We start from the raw sequence: 17,390 nt of genomic DNA, 5'->3' as shown, positions 1-17,390 counted from the left end.
ATGGTTAGCAAAACTGCAATTCCCTTTCTAAATCCGCCGCCGCGGCCCAGTGGCGCCAAGGGGCTGCACCGCGCCTCGGGCGTGGTGGCGCCGGCGCCGGGCGAACCGAGCGACCCGCGGGCCGAGAAGCCGGCGGCCAAGCCGCAGCCGCGCCAGCGCCTGAAGACGCCCAAGCCCGAGGGGCCGCTGAAGAAGCACAAGCAGGCCACGGCCTCGGCACAGCGCCGCGCCGCGCACAAGGCCGAGCTGGAGCAGCGCATCCTCGAAGCCGCGCGCGCGCTATTCGCCGAGCGCGGCTTCGAGGCCGTGACCCTGCGCGAGGTGGCCGCGGCCGTGGGCTACTCCCATGCCACGATCTACAGCTTTTTCGCCGACAAGGCCGACCTGCTGGCGCGCTTCGCCGCCGAGGCGCGCGAGGGCCTGGCCGATGTGCTGGCCGGCCAGATCGAGGGGGCGGACGCGCGGCTGTCGCTGCGCCGCGCGGCGGCGGCCTACATCCGCTGGGCGGTGGCCCATCCGCACCATTACCGCCTGCTGATGCGCGAGGCGGTGCCGGTCGAGGTCTATGCGCTGCTGCGCGGCTTGGTGAGCGCCCCGGCCGCGGATCCGGACCTGCGCGCGCAGACCCTGTGGGCCCTGCTGCACGGTGCCTCGCTGCAGCAGATCGCCCAGGTGCCGCTGGGCGGGCTGCCCTGGTGCGACCTGGAGGCGCGCATCGCCGGTGTCGTCGACCTGCTGACGCCACCGGGCTGAAGCGACCGGCGCGGCCCTACTGTGGCCGCGCGCGGTCGGGCCGGCTGTAGTCGCACACGCCGTCGGGGAAGCTGGCCTTGAGCTTGGCGACGGCCGCGGCATTGGGCATCCAGGGCGCGTAGCTGCCGTCCCGCAGCGCCTGCTCGACCGGCTTCAGGGCGCATTGGTAGATACCGCCCTGCAGCGGTGCGCCGGCGACGATGCGCGAGGTGGCGTAGAGCGGGAAGCGCTGGGTGCAGGGGCCGGCGGGGCGGTCGTCGAGGATGCCGTTCCAGGCGTCCTCGCCGGCATAGATCAGCCGGCCCTGCACGTCGAAGCAGCTGTCCACCGCGCGGGCCGGACGGTTCTCGGCCAGGCTCTTGCCCGGATTGGCGCGGATCTTGGCCATCCACTCGTCCATCACCGCGATCGCCTCCAGGCTCTGGCTGGCCTTGGGCTGGCCGGGCAGGGTGTCGGTGAACCAGATCACCAGGTGCTGGCTGTGGCCCATCCTGTCGATCACGCGCTGGCGCACCGCAAAGGACTGGTGCACGTTGTGCATGTCCAGTTCTCGCTCCATGTACTGGCGGTGGTCGATGGTCGGCAGGTCGAGCCGGCCGCCGAACACCATGCCCGAGCTGTAGGCGGCGCGGGTCGCGATCGGGTCGGCGGCGGTGCGCGGCGCCGCCAGTTCGGGGCCCGCGCTCAGGTTCATATTGCGCCGGCTCCAGGGGTCGAAGCTGGCCGGGCCGAGGCTGCCCAGGAAGGGGTAGCCTTCCTGCAGCATCTGGCTGGGATGCTTCCAGCCGCCGATCCTGAAGTTCAGGTCGAGGAACTCCTCGGGCGTGATCTTGCCTTCCTGCATCGACCTCAGGCCGTACTGCACGCCGACGTTGTCCCAGGTCGGGCGCGCCGCGCCCATGGCGTCGACGCCGTAGATATTGCGCAGATCGTCGTAATGGGTCCAGCGGATCGCGGCGATGTCGCTCTGCGGCTCGTACAGCTCCTGGTTGGGCGCGCGGCCGTAATGCGGGTTCATCGCCAGCGGCGTGAGGCCGCGCCAGGATTTGACGCATTCGCTCGAGCCCGGTGCCGTGCCGTAGCCCAGGGCGGTCTTGGCCGCGGCCAGCGGATCGGGCACCGCGTCCTCGGCGTTCATGCCGACCAGCCAGCTGCGGTTCTTGGTGACGCGCCACTTGGGGTTGGCGCGGTCGGTGGCGTCCATGTAATGCTCCAGCAGCTCGCAGTCGCCGACATGGATGGTCTGGGTCACCATGTCCGGATAGCTCTGCACCGGCAGGGCCGCGTCCAGGATGCCGGGCAGGTTCTGCTGCAGGATGTACTGCTGGATCGCACCGCCCGAGCCGCCGAGGCCATAGGTGTAGAGCGGCCGGCCATAGCGCTCGATGAAGCGCTCCTTGGTCATCAGCGCGGTCTCGGCCGCGAGCTGCAGGTTGTAGTGGGTGCCGGTGTTGTTGCCGCTGGAATGCACGATGGCGGTGCCGCCGCGCAGGATGTCGGCATTCATCGCGCCGCCATGCAGGGTGCCCTGGGAATGGCCGATCGCCACGCCGCCCTGGAACCAGTACTGCAGGCGCTTGTTCCACAGGCTCAGGTCGGGCGCCGCCGCGCTCTCGCCGCGCGGCGCCAGCATCGCGAAGCTGTAGAGGAAGCGGTTGACGCTGCCGCGTTCCTGGCGCACGACGAAGTCGACGACGCGGCCGTCCGCCAGCGTCGTTGTGGCGATGTCGGCCGGGCGGCCGGCGTCGGCGGGCAGGGCCTTCCACTGGTTGGCCGTGCTGCGATACCAGTAGCTGACGAAGGTGGCGATGCTGCAATGGCGGCTGTAGCCCAGCTTGTTGCCCAGGGCATCGAACACCGGGTTGCCGGGCGGCATGCCGGCGTCCACCAGCGCGGGCTTGCCCACCGCGCCCTGCAAGGTGGTGCAGACGAAGGGCTGCTGCTGCGCGCCCGAGAAGATCGGGCCAGTGATCGGGTGGTTGACGAGGCGCAGGTTGTCCAGCAGCGGGCCGCTGCGGTGGCGCAGCTGCAGGAGGTTGTCCCCGTCGACCAGGCCGTCGATCACGCCTTCCAGCGCGCCGTCGAGCTCCTGCAGCGCGGGCGCGATGCGCCGGCCGTTGAGCCAGAGCTCCAGCTTGTCGCGCAGGCCTGGGGCGGCGTGCAGGGCGATGCGGGCGTCGCCGCCCGAGACATACCGGGCCGGGCCGGACAGCAGCTCCAGCCGGGTGCGCGAGCGATCGCCGCCGCCGCCGCGCTCGCCGGCCGATTGGGCGGCGGCCGCGGGGCCGCCGTCGAGCGTCTGGGCGCTGGTCCCGATGGGCCCGCCGCCGCCGCAGGCATTCAGGAACAGGCCTAGGACGAACGAGGCCGCGACGGCGGCCCCGGGGCTTCCGACTCTCATGGCTGCTGTCTCCTTGGACCCTCGGCGGGCCCTTGTTGGTCTGGGATGACGGCCATGGGTCGCGCCGCGGCGTCTCCTGGCCGGCCCCGACCATAGACCCGCGGGGGACGTCGGCGCCAGTGTCTGGCGCCGGCACTCCCTAGTTTGCCGGGCCCCTCAGCGGGGCATCTGCAGGCGTTTGTAGTAACGCGCGGTGCTGTGCAGCCGGCCTTCGGCGCAGCTGTCGTAGTCGGGAATCTCGCCGGCCCGCTGCCAGCCCAGATGGGCGTAGACGGCCTCGGCCTGCGAGCCGGCCGGCGTGTCGAGCACCAGAAGCGTGCGGCCCTGCTGCAGCGCCGCGCATTCGACGCTGCTCATCAGCTGGCTGGCGATGCCGCGGCCGCGCGAGCGGCTGTGCACCATCAGGCCCTGCACCTCGCCGCGATGGTGGGCATTGGCCTGCGGACACAGCGAGAGCTGGGCCGCTCCCTGCAGCTGGGCCGGGCGGTCTGCGTCGCCGCCCTCGCAGGCGATCCAGAGGCTCTGGTGCGGGCCCAGGCGGGCGAACACGCCATGCCAGTAGTCGAGCGCCGCGTAGCGCGACATCGGGGCCAGAAAGCCCAGGGTGGCGCCATGGTGCACGCTGTCGGTGAGCAGGTCGCACAGGGCCGGCAGCCACTGCAGATCGCGCGAGCTCAGGCGCTTGACCTCGGGACGCGGCGCGGCACGGGGCGCCTGGCGCAGCACGGCGGTCAATGCGGTGCGTTCGTAGCGGACGGCCTGGAAACCGAGATCGATGACGGCGGGCTGGACGGACTGGGCTTGACGGAAGAGCATGGTGGACTGCGGCGATCGATAGGACCTGGAAGCCGCCGGTTCTCGTGGAACCTGCGGGGCCTGGTAATCCCCAATGCAATGCCCGTGCCAGCTTCGGCGGTCCCGTTCCGGCCCTACTGCTCCGCGCCCGGTTCGGCCACCAGGCGCCCGCGGCCGGCGCGCTTGGCCTCGTAGAGCGCCGCATCGGCGCGCCGCATCAGGTCTTCGATGCTGCGGTCGCCCGGGCGCAGCCGGGCCCAGCCGGCGCTGAAATCCAGCGCGAAGCCCAGCTGCTGCGGCGCGCTGGCGGCCAGGGCCTCGCGCAGACGCCGGTCCAGCGCCTGCGGGCCTTCGGCCTCGGTGCGCGCCATCAGCACCGCGAACTCCTCGCCGCCCAGGCGCCCGACCAGGTCGCCCAGGCGCATGCGCTCGCGCAGGCAGCGGGCGAACAGCTGCAGCGCCTGGTCGCCGACCTCGTGGCCGCGCTGGTCGTTGATGGCCTTGAAGCCGTCCAGATCGATCATCAGCAGGATCAGCGGCTCGCGGTAGCGGCGCGCCATCGAGATCATGTCGACCGCACGCGCGCCGAAGGCGCGGCGGTTGTTCAGCTCGGTCAGCGCGTCGGTCTGGGCCAGGCGCAGCAGCGCGCTCTCGGTCTCGCCGCGCCAGGCCACCAGCATGGCCGCCAGACTGAGGGTGACGGCCAGATTGCAGACCACGGCGGCCAGGGTGTTGACCGGATGCGGGGTGTAGAAGTCGGGATAGGCCGGGGTGTCGAACAGCGCCAGCGCGCCGCGCCACAGGGTCAGCAGGGCCAGCAGCAGCAGGCAGGCCAGCAGCAGGCCGCGCCAGCGTCGGCTGGGCCGGGCCAGCTCGGGCGGCAGGCGCCGCTGCGGCCTGGCCAGGGCCCAGCAGATCAGCAGCAGCTGCAGGCCGAACAGGGTGTTGGAGCCGCCCAGGCGCAGCGCGTAGCTGTCGTGGCTGAGCAGATAGCCGAGGGCGACAAGGGGCGGCAGCGCCAGCACCGCGCGGCGGCCGCGGTAGGGCCCCAGCCAATCGTTCATCGCCAGCCACAGCGCGCTCAGCGAGGCGCTGATCAGGCCCACGCCCAAGGTGCCCAGCGCGCGCTCCAGTGCCGCCGCGGCTGGCAGCGCGGCCAGCAGCAGGACCAGCCAGCCCAGGCCCTGCAGGCCCATGCCCAGCTGGGCGTGGCGGGCGCCGGCGCTGGCGGCCTTCCAGCCCATCAGCAGCGGCAGCAGCAGGGCCAGCGCCAGGGCCTGGATCACCAGCAATGTGAACAGGGTGGGGATGTGGAAGTGCATCGCGCGCCGCTCGTCGGACTGGTCGTGGGGTTACTGGAAGGCCACCTCGGCGAAGCTGCGCAGCTTGCGGCTGTGCAGCTGGTCCAGGTGCTGGGCGCGCAGCAGCTCGACCGCGCGCAGCCCGATGCGCAGATGCTGGTCGACGCGCTCGCGATAGAACTGGTTGGCCATGCCGGGCAGCTTGATCTCGCCGTGCAGCGGCTTGTCGGAGACGCACAGCAGGGTGCCGTAGGGCACGCGGAAGCGAAAACCGTTGGCCGCCAGGGTGGCGCTCTCCATGTCCAGCGCCACCGCGCGGCTCTGGCTGAAGCGGCGCTCCGGGCCGGGGTAGGGCAGCAGCTCCCAGTTGCGGTTGTCGGTCGAGGCCACGGTGCCGGTGCGGAAGATCTTCTTCAGCTCGGGCCCGGTCAGGCCCGTGACCTGGGCCACCGCGGCCTCCAGCGCCAGCTGGATCTCGGCCAGCGGCGGGATCGGCACCCACAGCGGCAGTTCCTCGTCCAGCACATGGTCCTCGCGCACATAGGCATGGGCCAGCACATAGTCGCCCAGCGCCTGGCTGTTGCGCAGGCCGGCGCAATGGCCCAGCATCAGCCAGGCATGCGGGCGCAGCACCGCGATATGGTCGCTGATGGTCTTGGCATTGGCCGGGCCGACACCGATATTGACCATCGTGATGCCGCTGCGGTCGCGCCGGATCAGGTGGTAGGCGGGCATCTGCGGCAGGCGCGGCAGGACCTGCCCCAGCGCGTCGAGGCCTTCGGCGGGCAGGCCCACGCGGCGCGTGACGATATTGCCGGGCTCCACAAACGCGATGCAGTCGTCATGCTCATGCGGCGCCGCCGGGTCGGGGGCGCGCTGCATCAGCTCATGGCCCAGGCGGCAGAACTCGTCGATGTAGAACTGGTAGTTGGTGAACAGTACGAAGTTCTGGAAATGCTCCGGCGAGCTGCCGCAGTAATGGCGCAGCCGGTGCAGCGAATAGTCGACGCGCGGCGCGGTGAACAGGGCCAGCGGCTCGGCCTGGCCGCTGCCGGGCCGGTGCGTGCCGTTGGCGATGCCATCGTCCATCGCGGCCAGGTCGGGCAGGTCGAACAGGTCGCGCATCAAGAGGCGCCGCGCGGCGCTCAGGCTGCCCTCGACATGCTCATGCTCGGACAGCGCGAAATGCAGCGGGATCGGCTGGTGGCTGCTGCCCACCTCGAGCGGCTGTCCATGGTTGACCAGCAGCAGGCGGAACTGCTCCAGGTAGTAGTCGCAGAACAGGTCGGGCCGGGTCAGCGTGGTCTCGTAGCTGCCCGGGCCGGCGACGAAGCCATAGGACAGGCGCGAGGGCTGCGGCGTGGGGGCGCGCGCCACCGTGTCGGTGCGCACGCGCACGAAGGGATAGCAGGCGCGCACCGGGCCGATCTCCTCGCCGGCCACGAAGCGCTGCAGCGCTTCGCGCAGGCAGGCGGTGCCGGCCTCGTAGATCTCGCGGGCCCGCGCCAGCGCGGCCGCGGCGTCGGTGAAGGATTCGGGCGCGTAGAACGACGCCTGGAGCTGGGGCTGCATGCGGCGATTGTGGCGCGACCGCGGCCCTCTGGGGCAAGACCCGGCACCGGGTTGTCCCAGGTCAGCGGCGCTCCTGCGGCGGGGCGGCCAGCCAGCGCTCGATGTCGCCGCGCTGCAGCCCCATGTCGCGCAGCTCCTGCTCGCTCATGGCCAGCAGCAGCCTGCGGTCCGCGGCGCGGCGGCGCCAGGCCCGCCAGCGGCGCAGCAGGCGGGCCAGCCCGTGGCGGCCGGGCAGGTGATCCAGGGTCGGGGCGGTGGCGGTGGTGTCCATGGACGCCATGCTCGGTCTTGGCCTAAGATTTGAGAAGTTGAATCATCTGACTATGTGATTCAGGAAAACTGATGCGAAGCCTCAACCTTGACCAGCTCCGCACCCTGATCGCGATCGCCGATCTGGGCAGCTTCGCCGCGGCCGCCCAGGCCCTGCATCTGGCGCCGCCCACCGTCAGCCTGCACATCGGCGAGCTGGAGGCGCGCCTGGGCACGGCCCTGCTGCTGCGCGCCAAGCGTGGCGGCGCGCGGCTCACCTCGGCCGGTGCGGCGCTGGCCGAGCGCGGCCGCCGGCTGCTGCGCGATGCCGAGGAGGCCGAGGCCCAGGTGCGACGCCATGCCCTGGGCCTGGCCGGCAAGGTGCGGCTGGGGACGGCCACCGGCGTGGTGGTCTACCTGCTGCCGCGCGTGCTGGACCTGCTGGCCCGGCGTTATCCGGAGATCGAGGTCGAGGTGCAGTTGCTGGGCTCGATCGAGGCGGTCGGCATGCTGGAGGCCGGTAGCCTGGACATCGCGCTGATCACCCTACCGGCGGCCGGCGGCCGGGCCGAGCTGGTGATGACGCCCTGGCGCAGCAATCCGATGCTGGCCTTTCTGCCGCCGGACTGGGATGTGCCCGACCAGATCACGCCGGCCTGGCTGGCCGAGCGGCCGCTGCTCTTCAACGACAACCGCACGCAGATGTACCGGCTGACCATGGCCTGGTTCGGCGCGGCCGGCTTCAGCCCGCGCGCGCGCATCGAGCTCAACTACACCGAGGCGATGAAGAGCCTGGTGGCCGCCGGCTATGGCGCGGCCCTGCTGCCGCTGGAGCAGCCGGACGCGCCGCCCGGCCAGGCCTTGCACGAGCGCATCCAGATGCGTCCGCTGGATCCGCCGCTGATGCGCGAGCTGGGCATCGTGCACCGCCGCCCCGAGCTGCTGCCGGGCGGGGCGCGGGCCGTGCTGGAGGTGCTGGCCCAATGCGCCGAACCGGCGCGGACCCAGGCATGATGGCGGCCCCTCATCGATCTGCGCCCCGACCGTGAAGAACCCGCGCCCGTTTCTTGCCCTGGCCGCCGCCGCGCTGCTGGCCGCCTGTGCCGCGCCCGCTCCGGCTTCGCTGGATGCCGCGCGCTTCGAGGCCCTGTTCCCGCAGCGCCTGCCCTTCTACAGCTGGGCCGGCTTCGAGGCGGCGCGGCGCGCCTTCCCGGCCTTCGCCAACAGCGGCGACGCGCGGCGCGACCGCCAGGAGCTGGCCGCCTTCCTGAGCCAGATCGATCACGAGTCCGACGGACTGCGCGCGCTGCGCGAGTACGACAGCAGCCGCCATGCTCACTACTGCCGCGAGCAGCTGCCCGGCGAGCGCTGCGCGCCGGGACGGCAGTACTATGGCCGCGGCCCGATCCAGCTGTCCTGGAACTACCAGTACCGGGCCGCCGGCGCGGCCCTGGGCCTGGACCTGTGGGCCCGGCCGGACCTGGTGGCCGAGGACGAGCGCATCGCCTGGCAGACCGCGCTGTGGTACTGGATGACGCAGCCCGGCCCCGGCACCCTGAGCGCCCATGCGGCGCTGGCCGCCGGCCTGGGCTTCGGCGCGACCACGCGCAGCATCAACGGCGCACTGGAATGCGGGCAGGCGCCGGACTCGCTGGGCGCGCGCCAGATGCAGGCGCGGGCGGGGCGCTACCGCGAGCTCAGCGCGCTGCTTGGCGTGGCGCCACAGGAGCCGCTGACATGCTGAGCCGGCTCTATGTGGGCAGCTACGGCCCAAAGGGTCGAGGCATCACGCGCTTCGCCTTCGATCTGCGGTCCGGCCGCCTGGAGCGGCAAGACCTGACCCCGAACGAGGGCGGACCATCCTGGCTCTGCGGCGCCGGCGACCGGCTCTACACGGCCGACGAGCAGGCCGACCGGCTGAGCAGCTATGCGATCGAGGCCGACGGCGCGCTGCGCCTGCTGGACCAGCGCCCCTCGGGCGGGCGGCTGCCCGTGCACCTGGCCCTGCATCCGGCGGGGCGGCAGCTGAGCGTTGCGCATTACGGCAGCGCGGCGGTCGCGGTCTGGGCGCTGGACGGGCAGGGGCTGCCCGCCGAGCGGCTGGCGCAGCAGAGCATGGCCTCGCTGGGCGCGACCGGCCCGCAGCAGGCGGCGCTGGCGCCGCCGGGTAGTTTTGCGCACAGCGGCCATGACGGCCCCCATGTTCATCAGGCGCTGTACGCGCCCGACGGCCGGCGCCTGCTGGCCACCGATCTGGGCCTGGACCTGCTGGTCGAATGGGACCTCGGGGACGATGGCGCGCTCGCCGCGCCACGGCTCTGGCACGCCTCGCCGGGCGCCGGGCCGCGCCATGCGGTCTTCCATCCGCGGCGCGACGATCTGCTCTATGTGCTGGGCGAGGAGTCCTCCACCCTGGCCTGGCTGCGGCGCGACGCCGCGGGCCACTGGCAGACGGCGGCCGAGCTTGCCAGCCTGCCGGCCGGCTTTGCTGGCACCAGTTTCGCGTCGGGCCTGCTGGCCGCGCCGGACGGCCGCCATCTCTATGCGCTGAACCGCCTGCACGACAGCATCGCGGTGTTTGCGCTGGCGCCGGATGGCCGGCCGCAGCTGCGGCATTGCGAGTGGACCCGTGGCAGCTATCCGCGCAGCGCCTGCCTCGATGCCAGCGGCCGCTGGCTGCTGGTCGGCAACCAGGGCAGCGACCATCTGACGGTGTTCGCGCTCGACGCGGCGGACGGCTGCCCGCGCTTTGCCGAGCAATGGGTGGCGGTGCCCAGTCCGGCGGCCCTGCTGTGCCTGCCGGCGGCTATTTGAGCGGGATCGGCGTGCCGCGATCGACCGGCACCGCGGTGACGCTGTTCTGCGGCGAGCCCTCGATCACGCGGTCGGAGTAGGTCAGGTAGACCAGGGTGTTGCGCTTGGCATCGACCATGCGGACGATGCGCAGCTTCTTGAACACCAGGGAGATGCGTTCGTTGAACACCTCCTCCTGCTGCGGCAGCGGCTTGGCGATCGCGACCGGCCCGACCTGGCGGCAGGCGATCGAGGCCTCGCTCTTGTCCTCGGCCAGGCCCAGCGCGCCCTTGACGCCGCCGGTCTTGGCGCGCGAGACATAGCAGGTCACGCCGCTCACCTTGGGGTCGTCATAGGCGTCGACGACGATCTTGTGGTCCGGGCCGATCAGCTTGAACACGGTGTCCACCTCGCCGACCGGCTCGGCCCGGGTGCAGGCGGTCAGGCTCAGCGCGCCCAACGCCAGCCAACGGAATCGCAAACGGAATCGCAAACGCATCATGGCGCTTCTCCGATATGAACTGGCGCCGACTCTACCGGAGGATGGCGAGGCCAGCGGAGTCCGGGGATCCGGCTCCGCCGGTCCTGCGGACTCGCCCCCTTTGAGGGGGCGCGCGAAGCGCGTAGGGGGGCCGTCAATCCGCGGTGATCCTGCGGTCCCGCACCAGCTGGCCCCAGGTCCTGGATTCGCTGGCGATGAAGGCGGCCAGTTCCTTGCGGCTGTTCGGCGCCGGGGTCAGGCCATGCTTCCTCAGGTCTTCCTGCACTTCGGGCGCGTTCAGGACCTTGACCAGCTCCTTGTTCCAGCGCTCCAGCACGGGCTCGGCTGTCTTGCCGGGCGCGACGAAGGCATACCAGTTGCTGGCGTTGAAACCCGGGTAACCGGATTCGGCGATGGTCGGCACGTTCGGCATGAAGGCCGGCCGGCTCAGCCCCGTGGTGGCGATCGCGATCAGCTTGCCAGCCTCGATGTGCGGCAGCGCGGTCGGCGGGGCCGCGTAGTAGGCGGCGACGCGAGCGCCCAACAGGTCCTGCAGCGCCGGGGCGCCGCCCTTGTAGGGGATGTGGATGGTCTCGATGCCGGCGCGCTGGTTCAGCAGCTCGCCGGCCAGGTGCGAGGCCGAGCCCGCGCCGGTGGAGGCGAAGTCCAGCGCGCCCGGCCTGGCCCTGGCGCGGGCGATGAAGTCGGCAAAGGACTTGATGCCGGTGCCCGGATGCACGACCAGCACATTCGGGAACATCACGCCCATGGTCAGCGGCGCGAGGTCCTTGAAGGGCTCGTAGCCGACCTTCATCATGTGCGGCGCGATCGTCAGCGGGCCGATCGAGCCCAGCAGGATGGTGCTGCCGTCGGGCGTGGCGGCGGCCACGGCCTGGTGGGCGATATTGCCGCCTGCGCCGGCGCGGTTCTCCACCACCACGCTCTGGCCCAGGTTCTCCTGCAGCTTCTTGGCGATGATGCGGGCCGCCGCATCGGTGGCACCGCCGGCCGCGAAGCCGACAACCAGGGTCAGCGGCTTCTTCGGCAACTCCTGGGCCGGTGCGAGCTGGGGCAGCCAGAGCGCCAGCGCCGCGGCCAGCATCGATCGTCTCTGCATGGGATGTCTCCTGTGTGGATGGATGTATGGGTCAGGGGAAAGGGGCTTACTCGTCGCCGAGCTGCAAGCGGCTCGGCTGGCGCTTCTCGATGGCCCACTTCAGCAGGGCCGCGCTGCGGTAGACGCCATGGGCGAACTTGCCGTAGGGCAGGGTGGCGAACAGGGCCATCACCGCGCCCAGGTGCAGGCTGAGCGCCAGAGGCAGGGCGGGCGTGCCGCGCAGCAGCATCAGCGCCAGGCCGCTGGCCGCGGTCAGGAAGAGCAGGGCGATGAAGCCGCGGTCCATCGGCTGCTGTGCCGCGTCCTGCTGCAACGAATGGCGGCGCAGGTTCAGGCGGAACAGGCCGGTCGTGCCGATCAGCAGGGCGACGCCGCCGGCGCTGCCCAGCAGCTTGGGCAGGCTCGTGAAGTCATAGGGTGCCGCCCAGCCGAAGGCGTAGTGATAGAGCGTGGCCACGGCGGTGGCGGCGAAGCACAGCATGAAGCCGTAGAAGGTGAAGTGGTGGAAGCGCCGGCGCGCCAGGGTGAAGGCGTCGTCCGCGTTGTTGCAGCCCTGGCCATGGCCGCCGTCCAGGTATTTCAAGCTCAGCGCGTCGCGCGCGGCCTCGCCGGCCGCCGCGCCCGACAGCGGGCCCGCCGACCCGGTGCGCCAGAAGCGCCGCAGGCCCATCGCCAAGGCGAACACCGCGAACAGGAACACCGGCGCGAACAGGCCCACCATCAAGTGGTGGGGGAAGATCGAGTAAAAGGACTCGCCCGCGGCGGGCATGCGCCACAGCCCCCCCTTCTGCGCCGCGGCCAGCAGCAGGAACAGGCTCAGCGCCGCGCTCAGGGCCAGCGCCAGGGTCAGACCTTGCCGCTGGTAAAGCGCGCCCAGGGCCGGCGGCCAGGCGTAGTCGGCGTAGGTCTGGCCGCGCACCCCGGCCATCGCCTGCGGCACATTGACCGCGAACTCGTGCGGCGGCGCGTACTGGCAGGCATGCAGGCAGGCGCCGCAGTTGTGGCAGAGGTTGGCCAGCAGGTGGATGTCGTTCTTGTCGCCGAACTCGAGCCGGCGCGTCATCGCCGGGAACACCGCGCAGAAGCCCTCGCAGTAGCGGCAGGCATTGCAGATCTGCAGCACGCGGCCCACCTCGGCCTCGGCGGCGCTCAGGGGGAGGATCGGGATCACGCGCGCGGGGCCGCTTCCGGCCAGGGCCGCGGCCTCGCGGGTCAGGGCTTCAAGCTGCTGCATGGGTGGGGTCCTTCTGGATTGCGGCCGCTGCGGCCCGGGTGCCGGCGATGCGGCCGAAGGCCGTGCCGATCGACATGCCGACGCCGGCCGTGTAGCCCTTGCCCAGCACATTGCCGGCCATCATTTCGCCGGCGACGAAGAGGTTGTCGCTGGGCCGGCCGCCGAAATGCACGGCGGCATGCTCGTTCACCTTGAGGCCCAGATAGGTGAATGTGATGCCGGGCTTGAGCGCATAGCCGTAGAAGGGCGGCGTGTCGAGCGGCCGTGCCCAATGGGTCTTGGGCGGAACGAGACCCTCGGTATGGCAGTCGTCCAGCGCGGTGTGGTCGAAGCGGCCGACGCGGCAGGCCGCGTTATAGGCCTCGATCTCGGCGACGAGGCGTGCCGGGTCGAGGCCCAGTTGCCGAGCCAGCTCGGGAAGGGTTTCGGCGCGCGTGCCGGGGAACACCGGCGGCATGAAACGGCCGACGGCCTTGGCGTCGATGATGGACCAGGCCACCTGGCCGGGCTGCCGGGCGACCAGCCGGCCCCAGATCGCATAGCGCTTGGGCCAGAAATCCTCGCCCTCGTCGTAGAAGCGCCGCGCCTCGCGGTTCACGACCAGGCCCAGCGAGACGCAGTCGATGCGGGTGCAGATGCCGCCGTCGTAGAGCGGCGCGCGCGCGTCGATCGCCACCATATGGGCCTGTGTCGGATCGCCGATCATGTCGGCGCCGGCCGTATCGCGCATGAAACGCAACAGGGTGCCCATGTTGTAGCGGGTGCCGCGGATCAGGAAGTTGTCGGCCGGGTGCTCTCCGCGCTCGTTGACGCCCCAGGCCTCGCGCAGCCAGTCGCGGTTCGACTCGAAGCCGCCGGCCGCCAGCACGCAGGCGCGTGCCGCGATGCGCTCGGCGCCCACATGGGCGGCGACGAAGCGGCCGTCCTGCAGCTCCAGGCTGTGCACCTGCGCCTCGTAGCGGATCAGCACGCCCAGGCGCTCGGCGCTGCGGTAGTAGGCGTTGACCAGGGCCTTGCCGCCGCCCATGAAGAAGGCATTGGTGCGTGCGGTGTGCAGGGCGCCGGACAGCGAGGGCTGGAAGTGCACGCCGTGGCGGCGCATCCAGGGGCGGCAGTCGGCCGAGGCGCGGATCACCAGGCGCGCCAGCGCCTCGTCGGTGGCGCCGCCGGTGACCTTCAGCAGGTCCTGCCAGTATTCCTCTTCCGGGTAGGCGTCCACCAGCACGTCCTGCGGTGCGTCGTGCATGCAGCGCAGATTGCGCGTGTGCTGCGAGTTGCCGCCGCGCCAGGCCTTGGGGGCGGCCTCCAGCAGCAGCACGCTGGCGCCCGCCTCCCTCGCCATCAGGGCCGCGCACAGCGCGGCATTGCCGCCGCCGATCACCAGGACATCCACCACCGCCGTCTCCTCGAGTGCAGGCGTCGCACTCTAGGGAGGCCAGGGTTTCAGCGAAACGAGGTTTGCGTCAAAGGGGTTTCACGATTCGTGAAGGGCGGCGCCGGCCCATAGTCCCTCGGCCACCAGCCGGCGCGCCACGTCGGCCATCACCACGCGTGCCGCGATGGCGGCCGGCGACAGCTCGTCGTCCGACAGGCTCACCAGCAGATTGGGCCGGCGCGCATGGGCGTCGCTGACGGGGATCAGGGCCAGATCCTCGCGCCGCAGCCGCGCCGCCGCCGCGCCCGGCTGGATGGTGGCGCCCAGGCCCGCGGCCACGGCGTCCATCAGCAGGGCCAGGCCGTCGACCTCGATGACCACATGCGGCTGGCAATGCGCCCGCGTGAAGGCGGCCTCAACGACGCTGCGCAGATTGTGCGGCTTGCTGGGCAGCACCAGGGGCAGCGCGGTCAGGCTGGCCAGCCTGACGCTCCTGCCCCGGGGCAGGCCGGCCAGCGCGGGCTCGCCGATCACGAACAGGCGCTCCTGCAGCAGGGGCTGCACGCTCCAGCGCCGCGCCGCGTCGACCTGGAACAGCACGGCCAGATCGAGCTGGCGCGCATTCAGCATGGTGGCCAGATGGCCGGACAGGCTCTCGACCAGATGCAGGCGCACCTCGGGATAGCGCTCGCGCATCGCCCGCATCAGCGGCAGGCCCAGCACGCTGGCAGTGCTGGGCGGCAGGCCAACGCTGACATGGCCCGAGAGCCGTGCCAGCTGGGCCGCCACCACGGCATCGTCCGCATGGCGCAGCGCCAGCTGGGCCTGGCGCCAGAAGGCCAGGCCGGCATCGGTGGGGCGCACGCCGGTAGAGCCGCGTTGCAGCAGGCGGGTCGCGAGTTCGCCCTCCAGCTTGCTGATCTGCTGGCTCAGCGCCGAGGTCACGACATCCAGCGAGGCCGCGGCCTGGCTGAAGCTGCCCAGTTCGACGACGCGGACGAAGTAGCGCAGTTGGCGGAGTTCCATCGGCCGAGTATCGGCGCGCCGCGAGGCCTCAGCGCCCGGCGCCGAAGCGCTGGGCGTTGCGCGCCCTGGCCTTGGCCGCCTCGACCTCGCGGTCGCGCGGCTCGGCCGTCGTCACCAGCGACGCGACCAGCAGCCGGGCCGAGGCCGCCACCTCGGCCACGGCGCGCTCGAACGCCGCCTCGTTGGCCTTGGACGGCACGCTGAAACCGCTGAGCTTGCGCACGAACTGCAGCGCCGCGTCGCGGATCTCCAGCTCAGTGGCGGGCGGCTCGAAGTTGAAGAGGGTCTTGATGTTTCTGCACATGCGGCACGGCGATGGACGAGAGGCGCGGCGGGCAGTGTGCGCCCGGTGCGCGGCCGCCGTCAATCAAGCGCGGTCGTGGTGGCTGCGGCTGTCCGCCGGCGCCGCGTCGCGCGCGTGCAGCCCGTAGTCGCGCAGCACCGCCGCCACGCGCAGCCGGTAATCGGCGAACACGCCGGAGCGGCCCTCGCCCTGCGCCGCGCGATGCGCCTCCAGGCGGCGCCAGCCCTGCACGGCGGCCTCGTCGCGCCAGAAGGACAGCGACAGCAGCTTGGCCGGATCGCTGAGGCTCTGGAAGCGCTCGATGCTGATGAAGCCGTCCATCTGCTCCAGCAGGGGCTTTAGCTCGGCGGCCAGGTCCAGATAGCGCTGGCGGCCTTCCACATGGGGTTGGACTTCGAAGATCACGGCAATCATGGTTCAAGCTCCGGGGTCAGGAAACGCGGGATGCGGGCATTGGGCAGGACGAGATCATCCAACACCCGCTGCGGCCAGCGCGGGGGCGGGACTTCCAGCAGCTGTTCCAGCGCGGTGGCGGCGCTCAGCAGGGCCAGGTCTTGCCCGGGGCAGCGGTGCGTGCCGGCGCCGAAGCCGGCGCCCTCGCCCTGCAGGCTCAGCAGCAGGCCGTCGCCGGGCCGCAGCGTGGCGTCGCCGAGCGTCAGCGCGGTCTGCGCGAAGCGCCGGGTGTTGCGCACCGCGCCGCCCGCGTCGACCAGGGTCGGCAGCCAGGCGCGCATGCCGCCGCGTCGGCGCAGGGCCGGGCACTCGCTCAGCCGCGCCAGCGCGTTGGCGAGCAGGGCCGCGCCGGCCTCGAAGCTCTGCCACAGCAGCGCGAGCCGGTTGGCCTCGAAGGCGTCGTCGCCGCGCCAGATCCCCGCCGGCGCATGCCGCTGCAGCGCCCGCTGGAGCGGGGCCGCGGGATCGGCGCTGCGCAGCTCGGCGAGCAGCGCCATGCAGGCTGCATCGGCCGCGGCCGGCCGCCGTCCCGCCAGGCCGTCGCCGAGCGCGTGCAGGCGCTCGCGCAGCCGGCGCTGCGCTGCGCGGTCGCCGATGGCCAGGCCCAGCAGGCTGGCGATGCCGGCGGCCGGCACGACCCAGGCCCAGTGGTTCCAGTCGCCGCCGCGCCGTGCCAGGATGGCCTGGCGCCGCAGATGGTCCCGTACCGCGCTCGGCGGCAGGGCCGCAAGGGCCTGCGTCAGTGCGGCCTTGGGCGCGCTCCGGTCGGCGTCGTCGCGCTGGCGCAGCCAATGCGGGAACAGCCGGCCCAGCACGCTGGCGGCGTCCAGCTGCGGCGGCAGCGGCTGATCCGGCGGCCGCACGGCCAGCGCGCCGTCCGTGCGCCGCAGCAGCGCGAGGCTGTCCGCGGGGCTGTCGGACACCCAGAGGCCGGCGGCGCTGTCCCGGCGCAGCGTCGCTTGATGGAAGGGGCACATGGCATGTTCTCGTTGCTGCAATGCGTCCACTGTGCCTTTCGACAGCCGCCCACGCTTCGTCTAGCATCGAAGCATGGATGTCGCCTGCGCCGCTCCCGAAACCGCCGACCAGGCCCTGGCCCATATCGCGGCCAGCATGGCCGAGCCGGTGCGCGCCCGCATGCTGTGCTGCCTGATGGACGGCCATGCGCGCACGGCCACCGAGCTCGCCGCCGTCGGCGAGGTCGCGGCCTCGACCGCCAGCGCGCACCTGGCGCGTCTGCTCAAGCAGGGCCTGATCGAATGCCTGGCCCAGGGCCGGCATCGCTACTACCGGCTGAGCGGCGCCGAGGTGGGTCAGGCGCTGGAGTCGCTGCTGGTGCTGGCCGGCCAGCCGCGACCGCGCTTCGAGCCCAGCACGCCCGAGACCCTGCGCGAGGCGCGGCGCTGCTACGACCATCTGGCCGGCCATTGGGGCGTGCGCCTGCATGACCATGCGCTGCGCCGGCGCTGGATCGCGCCGGGCGGCGAGGCGCCGCGCGCCTATGCGCTGACCGAGGCGGGCGCCGCGGCGCTGGCC

Annotated in this window: 18 protein-coding genes; 5 read left to right on the top strand and 13 right to left on the bottom strand. The window is 72.0% G+C overall.

Features of this window, described 5'->3' with window-relative positions; genetic code table 11:
- On the top strand, window positions 1-753 hold the full coding sequence (locus AC07OQ_RS23195; protein WP_495055509.1) for a TetR/AcrR family transcriptional regulator: 753 nt from the start codon (window positions 1-3) through the stop codon (window positions 751-753).
- Between the two features lie 16 nt (window positions 754-769).
- Here AC07OQ_RS23195 and AC07OQ_RS23190 read toward each other — a convergent pair whose 3' ends face one another.
- The 5 genes from AC07OQ_RS23190 to AC07OQ_RS23170 form a co-directional block, all read right to left on the bottom strand.
- Window positions 770-3,154 (bottom strand): DUF6351 family protein, encoded by a 2,385-nt coding sequence (locus AC07OQ_RS23190; RefSeq protein ID WP_495055508.1) that lies wholly within the window; start codon window positions 3,152-3,154, stop codon window positions 770-772.
- A gap of 156 nt (window positions 3,155-3,310) precedes the next feature.
- The gene (locus tag AC07OQ_RS23185) at window positions 3,311-3,970 is read right to left on the bottom strand and encodes a GNAT family N-acetyltransferase (RefSeq protein WP_495055507.1); all 660 of its coding nucleotides are present in this window, start codon (window positions 3,968-3,970) and stop codon (window positions 3,311-3,313) included.
- Window positions 3,971-4,083: 113 nt separating this feature from the next.
- Window positions 4,084-5,271, bottom strand: a complete 1,188-nt coding sequence (locus AC07OQ_RS23180) for a GGDEF domain-containing protein (protein ID WP_495055506.1) — start codon at window positions 5,269-5,271, stop codon at window positions 4,084-4,086.
- Between the two features lie 30 nt (window positions 5,272-5,301).
- Entirely contained in the window at window positions 5,302-6,822 is a 1,521-nt protein-coding gene (locus tag AC07OQ_RS23175; RefSeq protein WP_495055505.1) for an AMP nucleosidase, read from the bottom strand.
- A gap of 61 nt (window positions 6,823-6,883) precedes the next feature.
- Window positions 6,884-7,093 (bottom strand): YjiS-like domain-containing protein, encoded by a 210-nt coding sequence (locus AC07OQ_RS23170; RefSeq protein ID WP_495055504.1) that lies wholly within the window; start codon window positions 7,091-7,093, stop codon window positions 6,884-6,886.
- A 71-nt stretch (window positions 7,094-7,164) separates the two neighbouring features.
- Here AC07OQ_RS23170 and AC07OQ_RS23165 point away from each other — a divergent pair, with 71 nt between their 5' ends.
- The 3 genes from AC07OQ_RS23165 to AC07OQ_RS23155 are packed head-to-tail and all read left to right on the top strand — an operon-like array spanning window position 7,165 to window position 9,885.
- On the top strand, window positions 7,165-8,085 hold the full coding sequence (locus AC07OQ_RS23165) for a LysR family transcriptional regulator (protein WP_495055503.1): 921 nt from the start codon (window positions 7,165-7,167) through the stop codon (window positions 8,083-8,085).
- 31 nt (window positions 8,086-8,116) lie between these two features.
- The gene (locus tag AC07OQ_RS23160; protein ID WP_495055502.1) at window positions 8,117-8,815 is read left to right on the top strand and encodes a chitinase; all 699 of its coding nucleotides are present in this window, start codon (window positions 8,117-8,119) and stop codon (window positions 8,813-8,815) included.
- The gene (locus AC07OQ_RS23155) at window positions 8,809-9,885 is read left to right on the top strand and encodes a lactonase family protein (protein WP_495055501.1); all 1,077 of its coding nucleotides are present in this window, start codon (window positions 8,809-8,811) and stop codon (window positions 9,883-9,885) included. The genes AC07OQ_RS23160 and AC07OQ_RS23155 overlap by 7 nt, the downstream gene beginning before the upstream one ends.
- On the opposite strand, the gene AC07OQ_RS23150 is transcribed toward AC07OQ_RS23155, so the two are convergent.
- From AC07OQ_RS23150 to AC07OQ_RS23115, 8 genes are all read right to left on the bottom strand, one after another.
- Window positions 9,878-10,363, bottom strand: a complete 486-nt coding sequence (locus AC07OQ_RS23150) for a CreA family protein (RefSeq protein WP_495055530.1) — start codon at window positions 10,361-10,363, stop codon at window positions 9,878-9,880. The genes AC07OQ_RS23155 and AC07OQ_RS23150 overlap by 8 nt on opposite strands.
- 136 nt (window positions 10,364-10,499) lie before the next feature.
- Window positions 10,500-11,462 carry a Bug family tripartite tricarboxylate transporter substrate binding protein gene (locus tag AC07OQ_RS23145; RefSeq protein ID WP_495055500.1) on the bottom strand — a complete coding sequence of 321 codons (963 nt, stop codon included), beginning with the start codon at window positions 11,460-11,462 and terminating at the stop codon, window positions 10,500-10,502.
- Window positions 11,463-11,508: 46 nt separating this feature from the next.
- The gene (tcuB, locus tag AC07OQ_RS23140; protein WP_495055499.1) at window positions 11,509-12,696 is read right to left on the bottom strand and encodes a tricarballylate utilization 4Fe-4S protein TcuB; all 1,188 of its coding nucleotides are present in this window, start codon (window positions 12,694-12,696) and stop codon (window positions 11,509-11,511) included.
- Window positions 12,683-14,092, bottom strand: coding sequence for an FAD-dependent tricarballylate dehydrogenase TcuA (gene tcuA, locus AC07OQ_RS23135; RefSeq protein WP_495055498.1), 1,410 nt, complete (start codon window positions 14,090-14,092; stop codon window positions 12,683-12,685). Before tcuA ends, tcuB begins: the two co-directional genes overlap by 14 nt.
- 78 nt (window positions 14,093-14,170) lie before the next feature.
- Window positions 14,171-15,097, bottom strand: a complete 927-nt coding sequence (locus tag AC07OQ_RS23130; RefSeq protein WP_495055497.1) for a LysR family transcriptional regulator — start codon at window positions 15,095-15,097, stop codon at window positions 14,171-14,173.
- A 28-nt stretch (window positions 15,098-15,125) separates the two neighbouring features.
- Window positions 15,126-15,401 carry a DUF2277 domain-containing protein gene (locus AC07OQ_RS23125; protein WP_495055496.1) on the bottom strand — a complete coding sequence of 92 codons (276 nt, stop codon included), beginning with the start codon at window positions 15,399-15,401 and terminating at the stop codon, window positions 15,126-15,128.
- 63 nt (window positions 15,402-15,464) lie between these two features.
- On the bottom strand, window positions 15,465-15,815 hold the full coding sequence (locus AC07OQ_RS23120) for an antibiotic biosynthesis monooxygenase family protein (protein ID WP_495055495.1): 351 nt from the start codon (window positions 15,813-15,815) through the stop codon (window positions 15,465-15,467).
- The gene (locus AC07OQ_RS23115) at window positions 15,812-16,831 is read right to left on the bottom strand and encodes a cytochrome P450 family protein (RefSeq protein ID WP_495055494.1); all 1,020 of its coding nucleotides are present in this window, start codon (window positions 16,829-16,831) and stop codon (window positions 15,812-15,814) included. The genes AC07OQ_RS23120 and AC07OQ_RS23115 overlap by 4 nt, the downstream gene beginning before the upstream one ends.
- Before the next feature lie 73 nt (window positions 16,832-16,904).
- Here AC07OQ_RS23115 and AC07OQ_RS23110 point away from each other — a divergent pair.
- On the top strand, window positions 16,905-17,390 hold a 486-nt coding region (locus AC07OQ_RS23110), incomplete at its 3' end, for an ArsR/SmtB family transcription factor (RefSeq protein WP_495055493.1).

Source organism: Roseateles sp. GW821-FHT09B06 (assembly GCF_059418245.1).
The sequence above is the reverse complement of the archived record's forward strand: the minus strand, read 5'-3'. Positions and strand labels throughout refer to the sequence as shown.